The organism is uncultured Thiothrix sp., assembly GCF_937873765.1.
GTDB lineage: Bacteria > Pseudomonadota > Gammaproteobacteria > Thiotrichales > Thiotrichaceae > Thiolinea.
Map to the genome: position 1 here is coordinate 60,045 of NZ_CALMZC010000002.1, position 23,452 is coordinate 83,496.

General features: G+C 45.7%; 20 protein-coding genes. 5 read left to right on the forward strand and 15 right to left on the reverse strand.

Annotated elements, in window-relative coordinates; translation table 11 throughout:
- Positions 1–4: 4 nt before the first annotated feature.
- Entirely contained in the window at positions 5–1,249 is a 1,245-nt protein-coding gene (locus tag Q0307_RS00640; RefSeq protein WP_298654946.1) for a lytic murein transglycosylase, read from the reverse strand.
- Positions 1,250–1,347: 98 nt separating this feature from the next.
- On the opposite strand from Q0307_RS00640, the gene Q0307_RS00645 reads away from it, so the two are divergent.
- The 3 genes from Q0307_RS00645 (at position 1,348) to Q0307_RS00655 (ending at position 4,732) form a co-directional block, all read left to right on the forward strand.
- The gene (locus tag Q0307_RS00645; protein WP_298654949.1) at positions 1,348–2,310 is read left to right on the forward strand and encodes a D-2-hydroxyacid dehydrogenase; all 963 of its coding nucleotides are present in this window, start codon (positions 1,348–1,350) and stop codon (positions 2,308–2,310) included.
- Between the two features lie 108 nt (positions 2,311–2,418).
- Positions 2,419–3,108, forward strand: coding sequence for a hypothetical protein (locus Q0307_RS00650; RefSeq protein WP_298654952.1), 690 nt, complete (start codon positions 2,419–2,421; stop codon positions 3,106–3,108).
- Between the two features lie 37 nt (positions 3,109–3,145).
- On the forward strand, positions 3,146–4,732 hold the full coding sequence (locus Q0307_RS00655) for an OmpA family protein (protein ID WP_298654955.1): 1,587 nt from the start codon (positions 3,146–3,148) through the stop codon (positions 4,730–4,732).
- Between the two features lie 55 nt (positions 4,733–4,787).
- Here Q0307_RS00655 and Q0307_RS00660 read toward each other — a convergent pair whose 3' ends face one another.
- Positions 4,788–5,624 (reverse strand): helix-hairpin-helix domain-containing protein, encoded by an 837-nt coding sequence (locus Q0307_RS00660; RefSeq protein ID WP_298655033.1) that lies wholly within the window; start codon positions 5,622–5,624, stop codon positions 4,788–4,790.
- 172 nt (positions 5,625–5,796) lie between these two features.
- On the opposite strand from Q0307_RS00660, the gene Q0307_RS00665 reads away from it, so the two are divergent.
- A complete protein-coding gene (locus tag Q0307_RS00665; RefSeq protein ID WP_298654958.1) occupies positions 5,797–6,372 on the forward strand; it encodes a Uma2 family endonuclease in 576 nt (191 codons plus the stop codon).
- A 49-nt stretch (positions 6,373–6,421) separates the two neighbouring features.
- Here Q0307_RS00665 and Q0307_RS00670 read toward each other — a convergent pair whose 3' ends face one another.
- The 6 genes from Q0307_RS00670 to Q0307_RS00695 are packed head-to-tail and all read right to left on the reverse strand — an operon-like array spanning position 6,422 to position 13,292.
- On the reverse strand, positions 6,422–8,152 hold the full coding sequence (locus tag Q0307_RS00670; protein ID WP_298654960.1) for a BatD family protein: 1,731 nt from the start codon (positions 8,150–8,152) through the stop codon (positions 6,422–6,424).
- Positions 8,152–9,927: a VWA domain-containing protein gene (locus Q0307_RS00675; protein WP_298654962.1), complete on the reverse strand. Its 1,776-nt coding sequence runs from the start codon at positions 9,925–9,927 to the stop codon at positions 8,152–8,154. Before Q0307_RS00675 ends, Q0307_RS00670 begins: the two co-directional genes overlap by 1 nt.
- Complete coding sequence (locus Q0307_RS00680) at positions 9,928–10,914, reverse strand: VWA domain-containing protein (RefSeq protein ID WP_298654965.1); 987 nt, start codon at positions 10,912–10,914, stop codon at positions 9,928–9,930. It lies immediately after the preceding gene.
- Entirely contained in the window at positions 10,907–11,404 is a 498-nt protein-coding gene (locus Q0307_RS00685; protein WP_298654968.1) for a DUF4381 domain-containing protein, read from the reverse strand. Before Q0307_RS00685 ends, Q0307_RS00680 begins: the two co-directional genes overlap by 8 nt.
- Positions 11,401–12,321: a DUF58 domain-containing protein gene (locus Q0307_RS00690; protein ID WP_298654972.1), complete on the reverse strand. Its 921-nt coding sequence runs from the start codon at positions 12,319–12,321 to the stop codon at positions 11,401–11,403. The genes Q0307_RS00685 and Q0307_RS00690 overlap by 4 nt, the downstream gene beginning before the upstream one ends.
- Positions 12,321–13,292 carry a MoxR family ATPase gene (locus tag Q0307_RS00695; protein ID WP_298654975.1) on the reverse strand — a complete coding sequence of 324 codons (972 nt, stop codon included), beginning with the start codon at positions 13,290–13,292 and terminating at the stop codon, positions 12,321–12,323. Before Q0307_RS00695 ends, Q0307_RS00690 begins: the two co-directional genes overlap by 1 nt.
- A 79-nt stretch (positions 13,293–13,371) precedes the next feature.
- Here Q0307_RS00695 and Q0307_RS00700 point away from each other — a divergent pair, with 79 nt between their 5' ends.
- Complete coding sequence (locus tag Q0307_RS00700) at positions 13,372–13,686, forward strand: BolA/IbaG family iron-sulfur metabolism protein (protein WP_298654978.1); 315 nt, start codon at positions 13,372–13,374, stop codon at positions 13,684–13,686.
- Position 13,687: 1 nt separating this feature from the next.
- On the opposite strand, the gene Q0307_RS00705 is transcribed toward Q0307_RS00700, so the two are convergent.
- The 7 genes from Q0307_RS00705 to Q0307_RS00735 form a co-directional block, all read right to left on the reverse strand.
- Positions 13,688–15,013: a hypothetical protein gene (locus Q0307_RS00705; protein ID WP_298654981.1), complete on the reverse strand. Its 1,326-nt coding sequence runs from the start codon at positions 15,011–15,013 to the stop codon at positions 13,688–13,690.
- Positions 15,014–15,114: 101 nt separating this feature from the next.
- Entirely contained in the window at positions 15,115–16,188 is a 1,074-nt protein-coding gene (locus Q0307_RS00710) for a response regulator (protein WP_298654984.1), read from the reverse strand.
- Between the two features lie 26 nt (positions 16,189–16,214).
- On the reverse strand, positions 16,215–19,049 hold the full coding sequence (locus tag Q0307_RS00715) for a response regulator (protein ID WP_298654987.1): 2,835 nt from the start codon (positions 19,047–19,049) through the stop codon (positions 16,215–16,217).
- Between the two features lie 24 nt (positions 19,050–19,073).
- The gene (locus Q0307_RS00720) at positions 19,074–20,924 is read right to left on the reverse strand and encodes a methyl-accepting chemotaxis protein (RefSeq protein WP_298654990.1); all 1,851 of its coding nucleotides are present in this window, start codon (positions 20,922–20,924) and stop codon (positions 19,074–19,076) included.
- Positions 20,921–22,156 (reverse strand): ABC transporter substrate-binding protein, encoded by a 1,236-nt coding sequence (locus Q0307_RS00725; protein WP_298654993.1) that lies wholly within the window; start codon positions 22,154–22,156, stop codon positions 20,921–20,923. Before Q0307_RS00725 ends, Q0307_RS00720 begins: the two co-directional genes overlap by 4 nt.
- A gap of 12 nt (positions 22,157–22,168) precedes the next feature.
- Positions 22,169–22,615, reverse strand: coding sequence for a chemotaxis protein CheW (locus Q0307_RS00730; RefSeq protein WP_298654997.1), 447 nt, complete (start codon positions 22,613–22,615; stop codon positions 22,169–22,171).
- Positions 22,616–22,716: 101 nt separating this feature from the next.
- Positions 22,717–23,082 carry a response regulator gene (locus Q0307_RS00735; protein WP_298654999.1) on the reverse strand — a complete coding sequence of 122 codons (366 nt, stop codon included), beginning with the start codon at positions 23,080–23,082 and terminating at the stop codon, positions 22,717–22,719.
- Positions 23,083–23,452: the final 370 nt, after the last annotated feature.

The window sequence follows — 23,452 nt, forward strand, 5'->3', positions numbered from 1 at the left end:
TTAGTTAGCTACCTGCTTCCAACATTCTAGGTAAAGCGGTTTGTTCACGCAGGAGCTTTAAATGTTCCAGTGTGGCATACCCATCCGCTGGAAAACCCGTATCCGCCTGCCAACGCCGTAAAGCAGCGCGTGTATTCGGGCCAATCGTGCCATCCACCCCATCAGTACTATAGCCCACGGCACTTAGACGCTCTTGTAGCTCTGCTTTTTCTAAACGACTTAGAGGTTCTTCATTACGCGGCCATGCAGCTTGTACTTCTAACCCACCTTTCAAACGCTCTGCTAAATAACCGGCTGCTAAGGCATAACTAATCGCATTATTGTATTTCAGCAAAACATTAAAATTAGGATAAGTCAGAAAAGCCGGCCCACGATAACCGGCAGGAATAATCACTGCAGCCCGCAGCGTGGGGGAATCCTCTAAAGCCGTACCATCCACCCGATACATCCCTTGAGCACTCCAATAATTTAAACTTTGCCAATTGGCAGGCTCCGTTTCCATCCAATCAAAAGTGACCGGCAACACTACTTCGGTGCCCCAAGGCTGTCCCTGCTGCCAACCTGATTGCGCTAAATAGTTCGCCGTAGAAGCCAAAGCATCTGGAATACTAGCCCGCAAATCACGCTTACCATCGCCATCAAAATCGACAGCAAACTCCTCGAAGGTACTAGGAATAAATTGAGTATGCCCGAGTGCACCCGCCCAAGAACCCCGCAGATTATTACTAGGCATATCGCCACTTTGGAGGATTCTTAAAGCAGCAACTAATTGAGTACGCCAAAAATTGCGGCGCTCTTCACGGCCTTGATAAGCTAAGGTGGCTAAAGAGCGAATGGCTGAATAATTACCGAGTTGCTGACCATAACTGCTTTCCATACCCCAAATGGCCACAATGTACTCAATATCGACGTGATAGATGTCGCTGATTCTCTTTAAGAGTGGTGCATATTGTTTTAGAACATAACGGCCTTGCTCCACTCGCTCAGGCGAGACAGCACTATCCATATACTCCCACACAGGTCGACTAAACTCTGGCTGATAAGTATCTAGTTTCAAAACTTTTTTATCGATCAGCAGGCCACGGAAAGCTGTATCCAAAGTAGCATCTTTAATCCCGTGTTGCTGCGCATAGTACCGAAAATTAGTTTGCCACTTCGCAAATTCTTGATCAGAAAATACTGTATATCCAAACAAGACTACGCTAAAAAGAATGCCAAGTTGTAGTGTACGCGCTAGCTTGCGACCCATCCCTAAAACCAAAGACGTCAATTTAAGGCGCTATCATAAACAAACTTAAGCAGCCCTGCACCGCCTGTTGACACTTATTCGCCAATTAGGAGCCTTTCATGCCACAAACTGTCTTTCTCGATTATGCAAGCACCAGTCATAATGACCTCGATTTAACTCAGCTAGAGCAAGCCTGTGGTACACTGACTTTATGGGAAGACACTAATCCTGAAACCTTGCTTGAGCATATTGGTCAAGCTGAAGTTGTGATTAGCAATAAAGTTCTGATTAATGCAAGCACACTGCAAGTACTTAAGAATCAACTCAAACTGATTTGCGTAGCCGCAACTGGCACAAATAATGTTGATTTAGTAGCCGCACGCGCTTTAGGCATTTCCATCTGCAATGTACGCAACTATGGCAGTCGTTCGGTGGCTGAGCACTGCATAAGTTTAATATTCGCTTTAGCTCGGCAAATTCCAGCTTATAACCAAACCGTACAAATGGGCAGTTGGCAGCAAAGTAAGCACTTCTGCTTATTAGACTATCCTATCACCGAAATTGCGGGTAAGACCTTAGGCATTATTGGTTACGGAACCTTGGGGCAAGCCACTGCAGAGCTAGCTGCCGCTATCGGCATGAAAATCATGATCGCCGAACGCTTAGATGCCAACCATATACGCCCTAATCGAGTGAGCATTGATGAGTTATTAGCTCAAGCGGATGTAATCAGCCTACATTGCCCTTTAAATGAGCAGACCAAAGCATTTATTCATGCAAAACGCTTAAAACAAATGAAACCCTCGGCTTTTTTAATTAACAGTGCTCGGGGTGGTTTGATCGATGAAGCTGATTTATTAGTTGCTTTACAAAATGGTACTATTGCAGGAGCTGGTTTAGATGTTCTCAGTATTGAACCCCCCACTGCAGATAATCCTTTACTCTGGCAGAGCTTACCTAATCTAATCATTACGCCTCATATCGCTTGGGCGAGTCGCAAGGCACGGCAAACTTTATTGAATCAACTTGCTGACATTATTAACAGTTTTCAACAAGGTAAGTTACTTAACCAAGTGAACTAAGAAACCGATTAGCGCGCTAATTCAAAGGCTTATCAGCTTAGTGCCTGCACTCATCTGAGCTTGGCGTTACCCTTAAAGATCGTCTAGCGCCAGCTCATTAGGGTCAGCATGCCTAAACTTATTATTAAACGTGAGAACCCCCAACGTTTCACTCAGCAAGCGATCTTATTTTGGGTATTAGGTTTATTACCTGTAGTTCTGTTAGCTGGCTTTCTTACCGGCAACCTTATTAGCCAATGGAGCCACTCCATTTCCAAAGCCGGACAGGTACCTTTATTACCGCTCGCTCCTTTGATACAGCCTAAACCCCCTCTACCTAGCCCTAGCTCGAATTTACCCTTGCCGCTCACTACTGCACGACCCAATGATACGAACCTTGAAACCTCCACTGACTCTGAAGATACTGTTATTAAACCAACGCTTAAAAAACATATAGATGCCTCCAAACTCTTAAATAACTCCGTAAGCTCAGAGTCCACCAGTTCCGCTAAAACGAATAAAAAACCGTTAGCAGCTAACACTAGTAAGAACAAACCTAGTTCAATAATAAATCAGGCTAATACCAACAATCAGCAGAATAATCGCAGCCGTCCTATTGAAGCTCCAAGCTCCAGCCATAAACTCGTTAAATCACCCCAAACAGTCAGTGAATCTCCACGCCCTAGACCTGTGGCTCGTGCGACCCCTGAAAAGCGTATGCCAGCTACGATTAAATCGCCAGAATCTGCCCAGAACGAGCGTGGGAGCACGAATGATTATCGACTACTAGAGCAGTCTTTAGGTATTACCCTGCAATAGCAACTTGCGTTGCACGGTTCACAATCAAGGTGATTTCATGTCATTTAAGAAAAAAATGATGCTATTAATACTAGCATTTTTTGTGCTCGCAGCTTGCACCACAACGATTATTCAAGCGCCTGTTTTATTAGAATTAACGCAACCAGTTCCTTTACAAAAGGCCACCGAGCGCGGAGCCAAACATCTATTTACTCTTGTCCAACAAGAGCGCGGCTGGCGTAGTGAAGTCTTACCGACCCATATTTTGGTATTGCCCACTTTTCAGGAAAACACCAAAAAAATCTTAGAACCTACCAAACAAATTTTTCCCTATTTACAACAACAAGCCACCGGTTTTAAACGGTTTCAGCTAGTCAGCTTAGAAACACAAGGCCAAACCCCAGCAACTTATGAGTTACATAGCTCTATGCTAATGACAGAGGTAAACGGTAAGGAAAAGGTCGTGTTAAGCATGTGGATAATCGAGCCACAATCCAAACGGCGGCTTTCAACAGTTAGCTCAGCCATCCGGGTTGATAGTCCAATGAATAAACCTAGTCTAAGCCATAATCCTGAGCCACAACCTTGGCTAAGCGCCTTACAAGAATCCAGCCGTCTAATAGTAGAAGCAGCAAGTAAAGATCGCTCTTGGCGCAATCAATTGGCTACTACTCAAGTAGTCTTAGTCCCACTGTTTGATGCTAACTCCAAGGAGAATTTGAATCTAACTGAGAATCTACAAACTCAATTGCAGAAACAAGGAGGGGGGTTAAAAGTCTCCACTATTTCCCAAAGTTTATTGCCACAAGCGCATTATGTCGTTCACAGTGCCATCGCGATTGACAAACTTAGTGAAGGCCAGGTTTATGATTTGAATGTTTGGTTACGCGATGCTAAAACTGGACGCTTATTGGCGCATTGCTTAAATAAAGTGCTAGCACAGGGCTTACCCTATGCTTTAACCACTGAATCGAAAGATAGTCCGGTTTATACCGAGCCACTCAATCCGAATGCGAAAAGCTTCGATATACGTCAAGAAATGCAGCGCTCTAACTATCCAGCTCATTTGCAATTAGAGGCTATCTTAGCAGATGCAGCGAAAGCCTACACTAATGCTCAATACGCGAAAGCTTTAGAGTTCTATGAGACTGCCAAAAACACTAAAAATGGTATGAGTTTGCGTAGTTTAGCAGGTCGCTATTTATCCTTGCTGCGCATAAAGCGTCATGCTGAGGCACGTGTGGCTTTTGCAGAATTACTCAAGTATGGTTTTAGTCATAGCACTATCTTGACTTTCAAAATCCTTTTCGCTGTCGATTCAACCAAATTTGCAGGGGGAGACTTTTTGAGTAGCCAATACCAAATGTGGACAGAAGAAATTGTTGACTACCTTAGATATCAACAGCGCTGCATGCTAGTGGTAGGCCATAGCAGTCATAGTGGCTCCGAAGACTATAATTTGAAACTTTCAACTGCACGCGCTGCTGTTATTCGCCAAGCAATGGCAGCTAAGCAGCCTATCATGAGTACGCGCATACATGCCGAAGGTAAAGGCTTCCATGAAAATATTGTAGGAACAGGGACAGACGATTTTCGGGATGCTGTTGATCGGCGAGTAGAGTTTCGTAAGCAAACTTGTCAGTAGGACATTCCCTAAAACCCCCGCTAGCGCATGACTAGCGGGAAGGTAAAAACTTTAGTTATTCAACTTTAGCACCAGCAGACTTTGCAGCTTTCTTTGCTTTTTTGACGATTTTCTTCGCTGCTTTATCGGCTGATTTTTTCTCTTTTTTTTCTTTTTTAGCAATTTTCTTTAAAGCTTTTCCTTCTTTTTTACGTTCTTTCTCAACTACTTTTTTTGCTTTCTTTAATTGCTTTTCTGCCTCGCGTTTTACCTTACTTTTATGCTTAGCTTGCTCTTTCTCAGCTTTAGCAGATTTTTTTGCCTTTTGACTATTAGCTTCTTTCTTAACTGATTCTTTAGGAGCTTTGACAGTCGATTCTAGTTTTATTGTGTCATCTGGCTTAGCTTCAGGAAGTTTATCGGTTGCTTTTGCTTCACTAGTCACTGGCTTTTTAACTCTTGAGCGAGTGCTGGCTGGTTTAGGAGCAACTTTAGCAGTTGTAGCGCTTTCAGTGGGTTTGGCCTCAGGCGCGGCTTTTTTAGGAGTAGCAGTCTTAGCGCGACTCGGGCGTTTAGCTGCAGGGGCTTTCGGTTTAACTGCTGGTTTAGCCTCTGCTTCGGTCTTTTTCATCTCTGTAGAAACAGTTGCAGTATCTGCAGCAGGCTCAGTGTTATCTTCCGTGATAGCTGCTGCCGTTGTAACTTCGGGGGCAAGGTCAGATTCTCCCTTAGTGCTTAACGCCTTAGCGCTCTCGAGAATGCCAAGTGCGGTAGTTGCACCAATCCCTGGGACATCTGCTAACTCTTGTGCAGTCATCGCGGCTAATTGCTCAACCGTTGTAATCCCATTCGACTCCAAGCGGGTCTGCATTGCGGGACCAATATATTTAACAGAAGCAAGTGATAGTGTCATAAGCCTAAACTCCTTGAGTATATTCAATATTTATTATTGTAGAAAAAGCCTAGCGCTACAGTTTGCAGAAATTATAAAAAAAAGCCAATTTCTCCCACAAACTGTTGTTAGGCATTTTTGCCAAACAGGCATTAACGGACTAACATAGCCAGAAACACTGCTGGAGTTGGACATGTTCGGACTTGCTAATAAGCTATTGATTGCTCCAAAAGATTATTTAGCCAATGAACTGACTGCCACTGTTCGCCATGAGTATGTTCAGGGCGAAGTCTATGCAATGGTGGGCGCAAGCGATGGGCATGTAACTATTAATGTAAATCTGATCACACTCATTAAAGCTCATTTACGGGGTTCAGCTTGTAAAGCCTATGTAAATGATATGAAAGTTCGTATTGGTGAAGACGAGGCCTTTTATTATCCTGATCTACTAGTCTGCTGTGACCCGGCTGACCATCAACGCAATCACTTCAAACAAGCCCCTTTGTTAATCATTGAAATCTTATCAACTAGCACAGAGGCTTATGACCGTGGCGACAAATTTGCGTTTTATCGACAGTTGGCTAGCTTACAGGAATATATACTGGTCAATACTCGCAGCTACCGCGTAGAAGTGTTTCGTCGTAATGCTCAGCATCGTTGGGAGCTATTTAGCTTTTTTGGGGCTGAAGCCTGTATGGAATTGGCCAGTATTGGTTTGACTTGCTCTTTACTCGATGTGTATGAGGATGTTGATTTCGGTTTAGTCTAAGCCCCTATAAAAACCAAGTTGCTTTAGGCTATCGGCTAGGATTGAACGGCTAAGAAGGATAAAGCTCAGCCAATCCTTGCTGTTTCGGCAATTCAGTATTGGCTGGCGTTTGTGTTTTTTGATAATCCTGTACTGTTTTCCATAAATCATCGCCCTCCCAAACATGGGCAGTGGAGGCATACAAGACAGTACTGAGATCATCCAAGGCTTGCTTTAGTGGCAAGTCAGCCTGAGTCCGTAAGCTCGCAATCGTTGCAGGCGTAAGTTTTAAATCCTCGCGAATCCAAGCTTGCAGACCTTGAAAGGCCGCATGAGCATCATCACCCTGACAAGCTGCCTGTAAGGTTTTCAGAGGGTTGAGACTAGTTGGTGCTGCAGTACTGACTTGTAGTTTCCCTCGTTGCTGCTTTAACCAGAATAATAAGCCAGCCAATAATGCTAACCCTAAAGCACCTACGGCGATGAATAACCACTGTTGCTGACTGATAGTTTTGCGCTCTGTCTGCGGCTGACTCGAAGGAACGGCTTGTTCTGCAGGGTTCAGCAAAGTGTTCGCAGGCTCTGTGGGCGAAGTTGCGGTCACTGTGGGATCATTATTAGCGTTAACTTGCCCAACTCCCGTTACTTTAAGTGACGTTGGCTCAATGCGCGCTGTCTGCATTTTCTTGGTTTTTAAATCCCACCAATCAATTTTAATTTCTGGTAAGACATAACTACCATCGGCAGTTCCCATCAAAACCCATTTCTCTTCACGCATACCAATCACGCTAGAGCCGCCTAAATCATTGCGAAACTCTGGCTGATTTGCATAGCCCTTAATTCCCAACGGCGGCTTAATGTCTAAAGCGGGTAGCTGCTCAGCCATTAGACTATCAGCAATAATTGCAACCGTTAAGGTGACTGGCTCGCCAGCTTTTAGGGTTTTATTCACCGGTTCCCAATGAGCATTCAAGGTGAGGCTATTAGCAGGTAACCAAGTACTTTTTACTTGCGGATGGGCTTGAACACTGATCACTAAAGGAGCAGAAAACCGGCGCACTTGCTTGCCACCAATCCCAAAAGGATCTAGCTGCCGCGAGCGACGATCATCTAAAGCACCTTGGAAAACAGTCCGTCCAATGGTCAACTCACCACTGACTTGTGGAAATACCGCATAGCGACGCTCAATCATGTTATAGCGTACACCGTTGCGATTAATGACCCCGCTTTGGGTACTCCCTAGCTGCTGAATCAAACCTTTGCCTTTTTCAAGCTCTGGATGAGACATGCTAGCGCGCGTCGGTAGTAAGGGAACTACATGCAATAAACGCTGAGTCACAATCACTTGTTGTTGCACATAAGGTTTAGGAGGATCAGCAGTCAACTCTACCAAAATATCGGCATTCGCCTGACCAGCGCCGGTTGGATCAGCCACCGTTTGATCTAGCACTTGAATAGTAAGTGGATCACTACTGACGTTACCAAAGTTAATGCTCGGAATTTGTAAATTACCGGGGCGATTCGCAAATAATGTCACTATCCAACCTATTTGCTGGCTCACTTGTCCATTAATAGACTGCACATTAGTGCTAGTTGAAGTGCCTGTAACTTGAAAATCTTTATTTAAGGGTGTGAAATCAGGATTAGTCGTGACCGGTTGATCTGTCGAAAAGGTCAGCGTGAAATCATCCCCCACTTGCACCGTATCGCGATCAAGCTGTACTTGCACACCAGCCGCGAACACTGAGCAGCTTAAACTCCAACACAACCCGATGAGTGCGATAAACTTAAACACCGACATTACCAAGCCGCTCCTTGGTTGGGATGGGCACGCTGTTGATATTGATATTGAAACTTACGTCGCCACAAACCGGCTGGATCATCCGGAATACGCCGTAACCATTGTTCTGTAGCTTGTTGCTGCTCAGCCGCTTTAGGATCCATTTGCGCACTTTCAGCTTGGGCTTGCTGCTGTTCCGCCTCATTTTTTTCTGCTTCCTGCTGTTTTTGCTGCCCAGCTTTAGCATCTTGCTCTTGCTGCTGTTTGGCTTGCTCTGGTTGAGCTTGTTGCTGTTCAGCTTGATTTTGGTTTGCTTGATTTTTCTGCTGTTGCTCAGCCTGCTGATTTTGACCTGATTGCTGTTGGTTTTGTTGATTTTGCTGGCCTTGATTCTGCTTCTGGTTTTGTGAACTTTGTTGCTGCTGTTCCTCTAATTTTTTCTTGATTAAGTCTCGATTATAGCGCGCATCTTCGTGTTTTGGGTTTTGGGCTAAAACTTGTTCATAAGCTTGCAGCGCTGCTTCCAACTTATTTAAACGTGCTAGCGCATTCCCATAATTATAAAGACCGTCAACCGTTTGATCTGTCGAGTATAACTTAGCAGCTTGCTCAAAGTTTCCAGATTTATAAGAAGCGGCGGCTTTCCAATTGGGATGTTCAAATAACTCACTCGCTTGTTTAGTGTGCCCCGCTTGTAAAGCGGCTTGAGCTTGTTGATCTGGGGTCGCCCACAGATCATTCCAAACACTAGCCTGCACCGATTGTGCTTGTGGCAAACAGAGGAAGACTAAACTCAAAGACAAAAGCCATCCACGTCTAAACAGTAAAGCCACTAAAGGCACAATCCCTAATACCAACCAAACACCTGCATTTACCCAAGTATCCACTTGGCGCTGTCCGCCAGAAATAAGGTTCTGCTCGCCCACTTTGCTTTCCCAAGCACTGGCTAAACTATTCACGTCAGCATCGCCAATGCCTGCGGTGACATACACGCCATTACCTGCTTGTGCTAAGGCTTTTAAGCTTGCAGCATCTAATTTTGGCATCACCGTTTTACCTTGGGAATCTTGCAAAAAACCACCATTCGCTAAAGGAATTGGCGCACCCACAACTGTGCCAATCCCCAACACTGAAATATTCACCGCCTTAGTCACTGCAGTCCGTGCAGCTTTTAGGGCTTGCGCATCATCCGTCATGCCATCAGTAATTAATAGAATATTGCCTGTTTTAGCTCCTGCTTGTTGCAACAATTCGAGCGAACGTTCAATCGCTAAACCCAAAGCCCCACCTTGCACTGGCATGATATCCGGAGTGAGGTTTTTCATTTGTGCTTCAATCGTTTTAATATCGTCAGTGAGTGGGGAAACAGGAAAAGCATCTCCAGCAAAAACCACTAAAGCCGTTTGTTCGCCTTTACGCTTTTGTAAAATATCCATCACTTTAAAGCGTGCTTGCTCCAAACGATTCGGTGATAAATCCTGCGCATACATCGATGCGGATAAATCTAAAGCAATCACCAGTGCTTGTTGCTGACGAAATACCGGAACTTCTTTCTTTTCCCAAGCAGGACCCGCCAAAGCGAGAATGCTTAAAAGCGTGATCAAGGAAAACACCATCAAAGGCACTAAACCTTGCCGCCGTTCGCGCCCCGTCAAGACAAAAGGCGCTAATGCAGGATCCACTAATTCATGCCAGCCACTTTGCTGTTTGCGCCGCTGCAGAATCCAAAACCATAAGGGTGGTAAGAGCAGCAAAAACCAAAAGGCATACGGGTAAAGAAAATGAAAATCTGCCATTTAAGCTAAAGCCTCCATGCGCACGACAAAAGCAAAGCAACCGAACATAAACGCTAAACCTAAAGGCCAGCGGAATAACTCCTGCTGAGGACGCCATTCTTCAGCTTCATGCTCCACGGGTTCTAGACGATCTAACTCTGCATAAATCCGTTGAAACTCTTCCGTATCACGTGCGCGGAAATATTGTCCACCGGTTTTGCTAGCAATCATTTTCAGCGATTCTTCATCAATCTCTGCCGCTGGATTCATTAATTGAATGCCAAAAATACTTCGGGCTTGGGGGCCTTCAGAACCAATCCCTACGGTATAAATTCTCAAGCCAGCCGTCGCCGCCATTTCTGCAGCCGCAGTCGGGCTAACAGAACCTGCCGTATTGGCACCATCGGTCATTAGGATCAAAACACGGTTTTTTTCTTGGCTATCCTGTAAACGCTTAATCGCTAAACCTATCGCATCCCCAATCGCAGTGCGCTCACCCGCTAGGCCAATCACAGTTTCATTCAACAGAGTATGAACCGTCACACGATCAAACGTTAAAGGTGCTTGTAGATAAGCCTGATCACCAAATACAATTAAGCCAATTCGATCCCCATTACGTTTTTGAATAAAATCGCCAGCCACTACTTTGGTAGCGACTAAGCGGTCAACCACTTGATTATTCAGATAGAAATCCTGCTCTTGCATACTGCCAGAAAGATCCACCGCTAGCATCAAATCCCGCCCTGACACTGGCAAAGCCACACTTTCGCCGACCCAAATCGGGCGTGCAGCCGCAATCACCAAGCATAACCAAGCTAAAGCAGCGAGAACTAACGCTAGCCAAGAAACCCAAGCCTTTTCAGAAACGGCTTCACCTTGCAGGAAATCTTGTAGAAATGGGACTTTGAGAGCTACACCTACTTGTTGCTTCACAGGCCGCCATAAAACCCGAATTAACCAAGGCAAAGGCAGCAGAACAAATAGCCACCACCAAGTAAACTCATACATCTTGCTTACCTGCTGAAGCTTGTGAGCCTAACCATTGACGTACCTCTTTGACTAAAGTACTGACATCCGTGCTACCTTGAGCACGGTAGGGTAATTCGGTCAAAGCTTGTTGAAAGCGCTGACTAAAGACGGGTGAACTACCTTGCTGATCTAAAAACTGCAGCCAACTTGCCCCCGTCAAACCCGCGACACTACGCCGTCCATATAAGCTAATCGCAATCCGTCGTAATAACACTGATAACTCACGTACTAAACCTAAAGGATCATTTTTATACTGCTGCTCAATCCGTGCTAATTCCTGTAAAGCTGAGGACTGCGCCGAAAAATTAATCTGTTTTGGACGAATCGGACGTTTTAACAGCCACCAGACTAAGGCAGCTAAGCCAAGGAGAGCTAAACCTATCAATACCCACCAACCCCAAGCCAAAGGCCACCAGCCAATTTCGGGCGGCAAATGAATATCACGCAAAGGCAAGTCATTAGGATTCATCGCATCCCCCTAACCAGCTTTAACAGACGCTCGTTGGTAGTGTCACGTGTCGATAATTGAATCAAAGGAATTCGATGCTTGCGCGCAAACTCTTGCAGTGAAACTTGAGCTTGGCGTTGATGCTCATGGTAGTCCCGCCGCCAAACCTTCTGCTTGAGATTGACCCATAAACTGCGACGGCCATCAGTGACACGCAACACCCCTTGCGATGGCAAATGATCCTCAAGGGGATCACGAATCATCACCAACGTAATACTTGCTTGCCGATGAATCATCGCGAGTTGTTGTAAAGCGGCTGGATTCGCGTGGCGAAAATCGCTCACTACAAAGACCTGCGTCCCCGATTCAGTGACTCGTCTTAAGCGTCGCCAACTGTCTTGCAATAGACTCGGATCGGTCACTGCAAGCTGTGCATTTTCTTGCTGAGTCGCTTCAGTCAGCGCACGCATAAAAGCTAATACAGAGCTGCGGCTACGCGAGGGTTTAAATTCACCATGTACCGTAGCCGCTTGCAAAATACCCCCTGCACGATCCCCTTCGGAGAGGGTTTTCCAAATTAACAGACCAGCGGTTTCGGCAGCCACTACACTTTTAAAACGCCCTTGAGTTGCAAAAAACATAGACGGCCGCAAATCCAGCCAAATCAATACCGGCTTCTCACGTTCTTCTTGGAAAACCTTAGTATGCACTTTGCCGCTACGGGCGGTGACTCGCCAATCAATCGTGCGAATATCATCGCCGGGCTGATAAGGCCGTGATTCCGCAAAATCCATACCGCGCCCTTTGAACACGGAGCGATGCAAACCTACTTGACGAGCACGTACATGGCGTTTGGCTAAATTCAAAGTACGTACTTGGGCTTGCAGTCTAATTAAGGATTGCAAGGAGCTATAAACTAAGCCATCACCAGGACGCATTAAGGCACTGCCACCAACGCTAAGAGTTCATCAATCAGATGATTTGCACTCATCCCATCTGCCTCTGCTTCAAACGTTAAGAGCAGACGATGGCGTAAAACATCATGGGCAACCGCTTGCACATCTTCAGGGCTAACAAAGTCGCGCCCGGCCAACCATGCATGCGCACGCGAGCAACGATCTAAAGCTAAAGTCGCCCGTGGACTTGCCCCATAGGCAATACTGCCGGTTAAAGATTTACCATAACGTTCGGGATGGCGAGTCGCTAGCACTAACTGCAATAAATATTGCTCAATATTATCCGCCATATAAATAGTCAGGACTTCTTGACGGGCAGCGCGAATTTCCTCAGGGCCAACCAGCGGCTCTTCGATTAATTTCTCGCGCTTGATATCCTCCATCGCTTCTTTTCGCCCTAGCAATAGAATTAAGCGCTCTTCCTCAGCCGTCGGATAATCTACCAAGACATGCATCAAGAAGCGGTCTAATTGGGCTTCTGGTAAATGATAAGTGCCTTCCTGCTCAATCGGATTTTGTGTAGCCATGACTAAGAAAGGATCAGGCAATTTCCAAGTAGTGCCTGCGACCGTGATTTGCCGCTCTGCCATTGCCTCTAACAAAGCAGACTGCACTTTAGCAGGAGCACGATTAATCTCATCGGCCAGAATCAGATTGTGAAATAAAGGCCCTTTCTGAAATTTGAAGGTTCCATCATTCGGATGAAATACTTCAGTACCCGTAATATCCGCTGGCAATAAGTCTGGAGTGAACTGTACACGATGGAAACTGCCCTCCATACCTTGCCCAAGCATTTGAATCGCACGAGTTTTTGCTAAGCCCGGAGCACCTTCCACTAACAAATGGCCATCCGCCAACAAAGCGATCAACAAACGATTAATCAGGGATTTTTGGCCAACAATTTTCCGTTCGAGATAACGCGCCAATTTGTCAAAATTTTGTTTTTGGTTCATGCTCGCCAGCGTCTTTATTAAAATGTGATGAAATATACTTGGTATTAAAGCAGATTCAAGTTACCAAAAGGAAATGATTATGCGCATGCAAGGACAGATTGAGGCAAAGCTCCGACAAGCTTTTAACCCTGAAATCTTAGAAGTTATTAATGAAAGCCATCTACATAATGTCCCGCCCGGCTCGGAATCGCATTTTAAAGTAGTTATTGTGAGTGAGCAATTTATTGACAAGCGTTTAGTCGCGCGGCATCGCTTAGTGAATCAAGCTTTAGCCAATGAATTGGCAGCGATTCATGCCTTGGCTTTGCACACTTTGACACCTGATGAGTATTTTAAGCGTGCGGGAGCCATAGCTGACTCCCCACTCTGTATGGGTGGCTCGAAAGCTAGCTAAATTAGCTAGCTGTACCTTCCAAGAGTTTTTGTAGATTGCGGCGGGCATTTTCATTGCCTTGCCCAACTGCGGCCGTCAGCAGCTTTTCAGCCTGTGCGCGATCTTGCTTGACACCATTACCCATAATATACAACACGGCTAAATTATTCTGTGCTTCAGAGAAACCCGCTTTGGCAGCTTTAGCATACCATTTTGCCGCTTCTGTATAGCTTTGGGGAACACCACGTCCATCCTCATACAATAGCGCTAAATTATGCTGAGCCTTTGGATAACCTTGCTTGGCCGCTTTGGCATACCATTTTGCTGCCTCTTTACTATCTTGAGGGATATCAGGATCAGTCCCATCCTCAAATAAAGCCCCCAACATCAACTGCGCATACATATCACCTTTTTGTGCGGCATTGACTACTTCTTGCACACTCCTATTGCCTAAATCGACTTTAGATTCATTGTGCTCAACAGAAATATCACCTGCTTCAGCTTCTGGTGCAGCAGCCACTAGTTCCGGTGTACCTTCAGCACCCGCCGCGCCCTCGGCTGGCTGCATAAGTTCTGGCTCTGGTGGAGTATTCGCCCCTGCTTCTAAAGCTGCATATTCTTCTGCTGATATGGCAGGCATCTCAGCACGGGCGGCTGACTCACTTACCGCAAACATACTTTCATTGTTATTGACAACTACAGACTCAGCAACTTCATTCGTATCGGCTCGTGGAGCCATCGTTTGGGGTACACTAGCTACTTTCGCTCTAGGCGCTGCAACAACTTCAGCCGGTAAACTACCCAAAGCTAGTTGAGCTGCTTCACTACCACGTTTGGCGGCTTGGCTATACCAAAAACTGGCTAAGCGTTGATCTTGGACTACATATTGTCCATTGCTATACATAACCCCTAGGCCATATTGCGCTTCCACATGCCCTCCACGCGCTGCTTTTTCCTGTAGCTTAAGGGATTCAGCAATATTTTCGGGACTGGGATCTTGGCGCAATTGCAAAGCCAGTGCATATTGAGCATTTAAATCCCCTTGAGTCGCTTTAGTTTTTAGTTCAGGTGCTGATTTTGCAGGTACTGCATAGGTTTGACGCTGGGCATACCATTGTTCAATGCTATGATTATTGGTGACTTGCGTTCTAGCTTGGGGTAGGGTTTCCGTAGCTGCTATTGGCAAAGGTGCTACCACCAGTGCATCTTGCCGTGCTGCCCAAGGTGGTGGTGCTTCAGTTAAAGCCGCATTAGCCGCTTGCGCCGTATTCAACGGTGTTGGCAAGTAACTAGCTAATAAGACTTGGGAAATTAATAGAATAGGCCGGTTGCGGATTATTATTTTCATTATGTGCCCCCGTGGGTTTAGGTTGGGTACAGCTAAACACTTCTTTTTTTGCTAAGTTTTATATAACACGCCAGCTAAACTTGCCCTGAATTAAGCACGCTCTAAACGCGTGCTTGTTGGAAATTATCGAGCCACATTGCGACTCGCTTCAAGGTTTTTTGCAGTTGCTCACTTTTCACAGGCTTTGTCAGATAAGTAGATGCGCCTGCAATGACACCTTGCACCTCATCCAAAGGTGAAGTTTTAGCGCTTAACATAATAATCGGGGTCTTTTTCATTTCCTTACGCAAACGCATTTGCCGACACGTCTCATAACCGTCGATACCCGGCATAATAATATCCAAAAACACCAAATCATACGCTTGCACTGTAACTTTCTGCAGAGCTTCTTCACCGGTTTCAGCAAAATCAGCAGCTATTCCAGCTTCACGTAGCTCTAACTCCAATTGTTTACGAATCGCTGCGCTATCATCTACCACTAAAGCACGATGATGATATTCACCACCTAAATTGCTTGTAGGCTCGATAATGGATGTAGGAACCGTTGGAGCAGGCGGTGTTTGCTCTAACACGGATGTGATAGTTAGCTCAACATGTGGCGGCGTAGCAGGGGCAGCTATTTCCACTGTTTTCTTATCTTCAACTGGTTCAGCCGCTAAGCTTGAAGCTACTACTTCAGTGACTTGCTGCTCCCCTGAGGGCTGGATAGCAGGGTTCTGGGTAACGACTGGCTCAGGCGCTAGCACTACTTCCACCACTGCTTGAGCAGGCGCTTCAACCATCTTGACCGACTCACTAGGCGCAGATTCAACAAGGCTGTGCGTGGCTTCAGTTGCCTTAGCTGCGCTTAGTGCTAAGCTATCCGCCCATAGTTTACGCGCATCATCTAAGCTACGCATTACACGCGTAACTAAGAGTGGACGCTGCATTAACACATCATAAGGCTGCTCACTATCTTGATCCGTAATCCGGATGAGCATAGCACCTGCATGCATAGCAGCTAGATCCACGGTTGTGTCATTACTCACCACGACTAATTGAGCCGCTGCTAACTCAGCCAATACATAATGACGTCCTTGTGCACCGTTAAAGGTGACAACTCGCTTTAATACCGCTTCTTCGCGTGCATCCAGCTTGTAGAGGCATACCCCTACTGTATGATCCACTTGAACCATAACTCCATTTACTCCTGAAGAAAAACTCATGCAATCGCTAACTGCGTATCTAGCCATTTTTGTATTTGCTCTTGTAAGGCTGCTGTTTGTACAGGTTTAGTAAGATAGCCATCGACACCGGCTTGCTCTGCCAAATCACGGTGCTTACGCGTACTACGTGAAGTGATCATAATGATGGGTAAATCCTTCATTTCTGGCCAAATCCGAATCGCTTGGGTCATTTCTAAACCATTCATGCGCGGCATTTCCATGTCAGTTAATATCATGTCCACCGGCGTAGTATTTATGACCTGTAGGGCATCCAAGCCATCAACTGCGGTATGCACCACGTGTCCCATACTTTCCAAAATCAGGCGTAAGGCTTTACGGTTACTCAGTGAGTCATCTACTACCAAAATGGTCGAGGCGGCTTGGCTAACTTCGACTACTTTAACTTCATCTGGTGCTCGGAGATGAATTTTGCCCTCTTCAAGATCACGCACTAAACGAATCATGTCTAATACAGGCGCTACGATACCATTCGCCAGAATACAAGCACCTTGCACACCCGGTAAATAACTCAACCAAGGCGCTAAGCTCTTGATCACAATATCGCGTGAGGGTAAGACTTCGTTCGCATATAAAGCATGCACACCCGTCTCGCTACGAATAATCAACATCGTATGCGCTTGCTGAATGTTTACAGGCGGTGCAGGCCAATGCAGGAGTTGCGCGAGTGGCTCAACTGGCAATTGATAGCGATTGGTATGAATTCGCCAAGTGCCGTTATCAGCAATGCTTTCATTTGCAGCGACGTATAAGACTTGCTCGATGCTATCGGCAGGCACTGCCACCCAGTGTTCACCAGCACGTACTACCAGCGCATGGGTAGAAATCAAAGTCTGTGGCATATCTAGTACCACTTTAGTACCAACACCCGTTTGAGTGCTTAAATTGACTGTACCACGTAGTTTCTCGACGGCTGCTTGCACCACGTCCATACCGACACCGCGCCCAGATACCTCACTCACCTCATCACGCGTACTAAAACCCGGTTGCAGGACTAAACGTAATAAAGCGTCTTCACTCAGCTCTGCTTCGGCATGAATAAGACCCCGCTCAAGCCCACGCGCTCGAATCTTCTCAAGCTCCATGCCTGCACCATCATCTTCTAAACTCAGGGCAATATGATTACCCCGTTGTGTAAAGTTCAGCATGATTTTACCAGTCTCTGCTTTTCCCGCCGCTACCCGCTCTTCAGGCGACTCAATGCCGTGATCGACTGCATTACGTAAGAGATGCAATAAAGGATCAGTGACCCCTTTGAAAATATCCGCATCCACTTGCAAATGCTGACCATGGATTTCAATTTCAGCTTTTTTCCCAGTTTTCCGACAAGTCTCGCGCACAATCCGTTGTAAGCGCGGTACTAAAGAACTCACCGGAGTGAGGCGCATCGCTAACACTGCATCACTCAATTGCCTCTGTACGCGCTGCTGCTGATACAGCTCATCCGTCAAGCGCCGAATCATTTGCTGCAAGTTTTGCACTAATTCATGGCTATCTGCAGCAGCCTCCATGAGTAGATTATTAGCACTGACTAAATCGCTATAAGACTCTAACTCTAAATTATCTAAGGTTTGTCCGTCTTTCTGCGTGGTTTTTACACCTTTGGCTTGCCGTTGCGCTTGAGACTCAATGGCTGTTTCTAGCTCGTCTAAACGTTGGCGAATTTGCTCATCATGCTGATAGAGCTGTTTACCCATGCGGCTCGATTGCTGCAATAACTCAGCGGATTGACTGCTAGACGTAATTAACTCACCTGCTAGCCGGAGCAAACGTGCTACTTTCTCTTCATTGACGACCATCGAGCCGGCTAGTTGTGGAGTCGCTGGAACTGAAGGTAGATCCTCGTCTTCCTCCACTAACTCAGCCGTAACCGCTTCAGTCTTAGGTTCAGTGAGAAAACTTGGCAAGCTAGCCATTGGTACAAGAGTGGGTAACTCGTCTTCTACACCCTCCTCTTCAGCTATTTGCGCTAAACGTGTTTGCCAGACACTTAAATCGCTATCGAGCTGTGCATACTCATCCGGTAAGCCAGAACCTGCTTTGAGATGCTCCAATAAAGCTTCTAAGCAATCTGCAGAAGCGGTTAAAGTATCGCCTAAGCCTTCCGGCAGGGTTTGTAAAGCGCCTGCATCCAACAGGTCTTCAAGCTTGTGAGTAAAGTTTGCAATCGGTTCCACGCCCACCACACCGCTTGAACCTTTAATAGTATGTACTAAACGGGAGGCTTGCCGTTGCTGCTCGCGACTACTATGACCTTCTGCGACTAAACGAATTAAGCGCGCTGCTTCAGTAATATGCCCCGGAGTTTCTGCTAAATAAGCAGTTAATAACTCGGGGTGGACATCGGCAGCAAAGGTTAACTCAGCAGGGACGCGCGGCTCTATTTCAAGCTCACTCTGCTCTGCTTGTCCACTCGCACGCAAATTCAATAAGAACTGCTGCAATAGCTGTGCATCCAAAGGCTCTGGCCAGTTAGCATCCATGAGTTCAGCCATGAGCATGGGTAAATGGCTAAGCTCATTCGGTTCACGAAGCACGAGGGCGGTCATTTCTAACCACCCAAAATATTTACCTTCAGCTAAAAGTTCAGGCGCAGCACTTGTCGTTAACGAGCGGCTAGCCCAATTGACGACTGCTAATACATCCTGCCAACCATACATCTCGGTTGTCATACCTAAGCGTTCATATTCAGCACCGACTTGTTCAAGCTGCATTGCAGTCTCTAGGCTGGAATCCAGCATAGACAACTGTAGGGCTACTTCTTCTAGCTCCTCTGCAAATGCTAAACGGTCTAGATCAAGCTGATTATCCATCAAGGCCTCCTAATCCTAGAAGCTTTAGGCTTCCAGCTTGAATACATTGACGGATTTAACTAAACGCTGACCGGCTTCGGCCATGCTACTGGTTAAGCTAGTCAGAGATAACAACTCTTTACCCGTTGATTGAGTAGCCTCGACGATGCGCTCGGCACGCGTTTGCAGTTCTTGGCTAATTTGTACCTGCTCTGCTGAATCCGCAGCAATCTTTTCAACCGATTGCACCAGTTCGTTGGTCGCATCCAAGCTACTTTGCATTTGCGCTGCAGCTTGTTCAGCCAATGTAGAACCGTCCACAACTTCAGAAATCGTTTGATCCATCGTCGCAATCGTTGTATTGGCTTCCTGCTGAATATTCCGCACGAGCGCACCGATTTGGTCGGTGGACTCACGGGAACTTTCTGCTAAGTGTTGAATCTCTTCGGCGATAACCGAGAAACCCCGCCCTGCTTCACCCGCAGCAGTGGCTTGCATACTCGCATTTAAAGCCAGCACGGTAGTACGCTCGGAGATATTACTAATAATGTCGATGATGCGGGATATTTCTTGCGAACGTTCACCCAGGCGCTTCAAACGCTTACCCGTTTCTTGCACCGTATCGCGAATCCCAGAAATACTCGTAAGGGTACGGGCTACCGATGCTTGTGCCTCCCGTGTTGCTCTTGAAGTCGTATCAGCAACTTGATTAGCTTGTTGCGCAGAGGCAGCGATCGAATCTAGACGACCTAAGATATTACCTAATTGCTCAGCGGTTTCCTCTGCCTCCGACCGCTCTAACAGAGCAAGTTGATTCACTGAAAGCGCATGTTGGTTTACTTCTTGTGAGCTGTGATCTACCGCTATAGCGATTTCACGTACTTGCTTAAGAACGTCGGCAGTATCTTCTGCCAGTTGATTAATCGCATCAGCCAAAGGTCCAGTTGCATCTTCAGTCACTTTAGCACGCACCGTTAAGTTACGCTCACTTAGGTCAGCAACAGCTTCGAGTAAGGTAAATACCGATTCATTGAGTTGCTGGTGTTCAGCATTAATTTTGCGTTGAGTTGTAATACGATCTTCTACCATGCCATCAAAAGCTTCACCCAACTCTGCCAACTCACTGCGCCCACCTAACTCTACCCGTGCATTTAAGTCACCCGCAGCAATCTCACGAATCGTGCTATTCAAACGCCCCAACTGACCACCAATTGAGCGATAGATTAAATAACCTAGAACGGCGGCAATTAACATCCCGAGTAGGATCATAATGGTCGCAATCAATAGAAACCGACGAGCATCCGCTGTAGCCTTATCCGACAAGGCATAAGATTGTTTAATATCACTTTCGACTTGCGCATTGATTTGCTCACGGAAGCCTTGTGTTTCAGTCATTAGGTCATTCTGTACATACAGCTCAAGTTGAGTACGATCTTGACCTTCCAGTAAACGCGTACTATGTTTGATAGACGCCAATAACTTATCCATTTGCTCTTGCACGCGGCTAAATTCTTTGCGGATTGCTTCGTCATCCAGCTTATCCACACTTTTCAAAGCCCTATAACGAGGCATACTGACCTCAACGAAGTCTTTCTCAGCAGCCTTTAATTCTTTTAAACCGTCTTCCCAAGTTTTAGTGCCTAACACAACCTCCTGCAATAATTGCACATGGTTATCTTGAGTACCGCGCACTAGTCTGTTACCTGTATCAATTAGAGCAATATGATTACTGAGATCGCTTAAGACGGCCTGATTTTTGTTTAACACAAAGATGGCTCCCATCCCTAGCAATAACAACAAAAGCAACGGAATTAAAACTAACAAAAAAATCCGCTGTGCTACTGGCATATTGCCTAGCCAGCCTACTCTCTGCTTGTTATTCGTCAGATCACTCATTTGCTCCATCCTTTCCAAGTTGCGCTATCTACTGGCGCCCATTTATTATTGACTAGTGCTGTCGTGATGACTAAATCAGAACCCTGATTATCATTACTAAAATCCAGCGGCAAACCACCTAAATCGAACTGTTGACCCCGTAAAGCTGCTACTACATTTTCACGGCTCAAATCTTTACCGGCTGCAACCACATCATCTAGCGCCTTAAGAAGCATGCGGCCAACGATATAACCTTCTAAAGATACATAACCTAAGTTATCACCCAAGGCTGCTTTTGCATCCTTCACAATCGGTAAACTACTCTCAAGCGCTGGTACTACTTGAGTCATTACGACCCGATCTTTTACCCCAAACTTAGCTAGTTGCTGAAGCAAATTATCTGCACCTGTGAACGATACAGCACTATAAACCCAAGGCTCTTGCTTACTTTGAGCATAACTGATGAAACGGGCGACCGATTCGTAAGAACCTACTGTTACTACAAACTTGCACGGCTTGCCTTGTTTAGCCTCCCAAGCTTTAATGGAGTCATATGCTGAACGGACTATCAAACTATTACGTTTATAAAAACCAACAGGCCCTAGTCCATTGCGGGAAGCATCCTCGTCCTGTTGTTGGAAAATTTTATCTAAGCCTTCAGAAATATAATCCACACCCTGCTTATCGGTTAAAACATCTTTCAGCCCCTTCAAACCAGCTAAACCATAAGCATCATCTTGCACATAAGCACAAATAGCATCAGAGCTGTAACCGTTTTTGAAAGCCTCATCAACAACCGCTTTAACTTCCTGACCATAGCTAGCACGGTAATTGATTACCCCCTCTTGGTTATCACGTAATAAATCAGCCCCCGTGAAAAAACCGATAGCAGGGATTTTTTTCTCGGCTAACAAAGGCAAAATCGCTGCTGCAGTCGGTGTACCTACGTTACCAACAAACGCAAAAACATCTTGGCTTAATAACTTATTGACTGCCTCCACCGCTTTAGCGGGGCTATAATTGTCGTTTTCACTTAAAAGCTTGATTTGCTTAGTGCCAACTTGCTTATCTCTTAAAGCTGCCTCTAAGCCGTTGAGCATGCCTATGCCCAAGCCTTTGGACTGACCTTGCAAATCTAAGGAAGTCGCTAAACGAATTTCATTCGGATTAGAAGTATCAGCTTGCGCTAAGCAAGGCAGCACACAAAGCGCTATCCAAGCTAATTGCCGCAAGATAAATTGTTTATTGTTCATATGGCTGCCTCTTTAAACAGTGGCTGTGGCTCCACTGGGCTTGGTTTTACTTAGTAATCTCAATAAGCGTCCATGATCTGCTGCTAACAGCAGCGTATTGTCATGATTCCAAACGGTTTGAATCCAGCCCGGCATCCCCGGAAGTCGCCCAATCTGTTCCTGAGTCTCAGGCACATTAATTTGTTTAGGAAGCTCATCACAACTGACTACAACTGGAGCAAAAACCTCATGTTGCAGCCATAATAAGTATTGCTTTTTAGGCCTTTGCTGCTTAAAGAAAACCTTATGCATATCAATGACAGGGCAGAGATCACCACGTACATTAGACAGGCCTGCGCACCAATCAGGTGCATAAGGTACAGGATAAACCGTATCGAGGGTAAGCACCTCAGAATGCATGCCTGTCTCTAACAAAATGCGATAGTCACCGACTTTATACGAGAACGCAGCTTGAGCCATCGCCTACTCCTTAACCCTAATTTAGTTATTCTCAACAGTCATCTGCACTCGGTAACAACTGTCTTGGTAGATTTTTCTTAATTTTTTGATTCAACCACTTTTCACAAAGTGGTTAACTGCGACAAAATAGTTTCAGACGTATAAGGCTTAGTCACATAGTGATTTGCCCCTAGTTTTTTTGCCCATTGCATATCCACTAGATTAGATTTACTAGACACCATGATAATCGGCGTTTCTGCAGTAGCTGGATGCCTGCGTAGATGGCGGCAGGTTTGATAACCATCGCCATCCTCCATGATAATATCGAGAAAAATAACATCGGGATTATGGGCTTCTGCTAGCATTCTAGCTTCGTTACCTGAGGTAGCCAGAATCACCTGATAACCAGCATTCTGCAAAATGCGACTTAAATGAAGACGCTCAGTCTGGGAATCATCCGCGATCAAAATGGTTTTTATGGCAGGCATAGGGTTCTACCTAAATGAATAGATTTTTGGAATAAAAACAGAAAAGAACAAACATCTAGCTCTACAGGCTTGTCAGATACATACGATATGCTCGACAGCAACAGGCGCTTTAGTTGCATTAAAGTTCGTCCTATCTCGTTTTACACTCAACTCAAACCATGCAGAACCTTATAGATGGGGAACTACAAGGCCTAAACAGTCGTTTTTGAGCTATTATTATGGACTGTTTAGCAAAAAAGTCTGCCTGTATAGCCGACAAAATTTTGCTTGTTAACTATACATCAAACTGATAATAGTCAATATTTCAGCAAATGCAACTTATAAAGATGAATGACACTAGCTCTTAACGATGTCTTATTTTTAATCATAG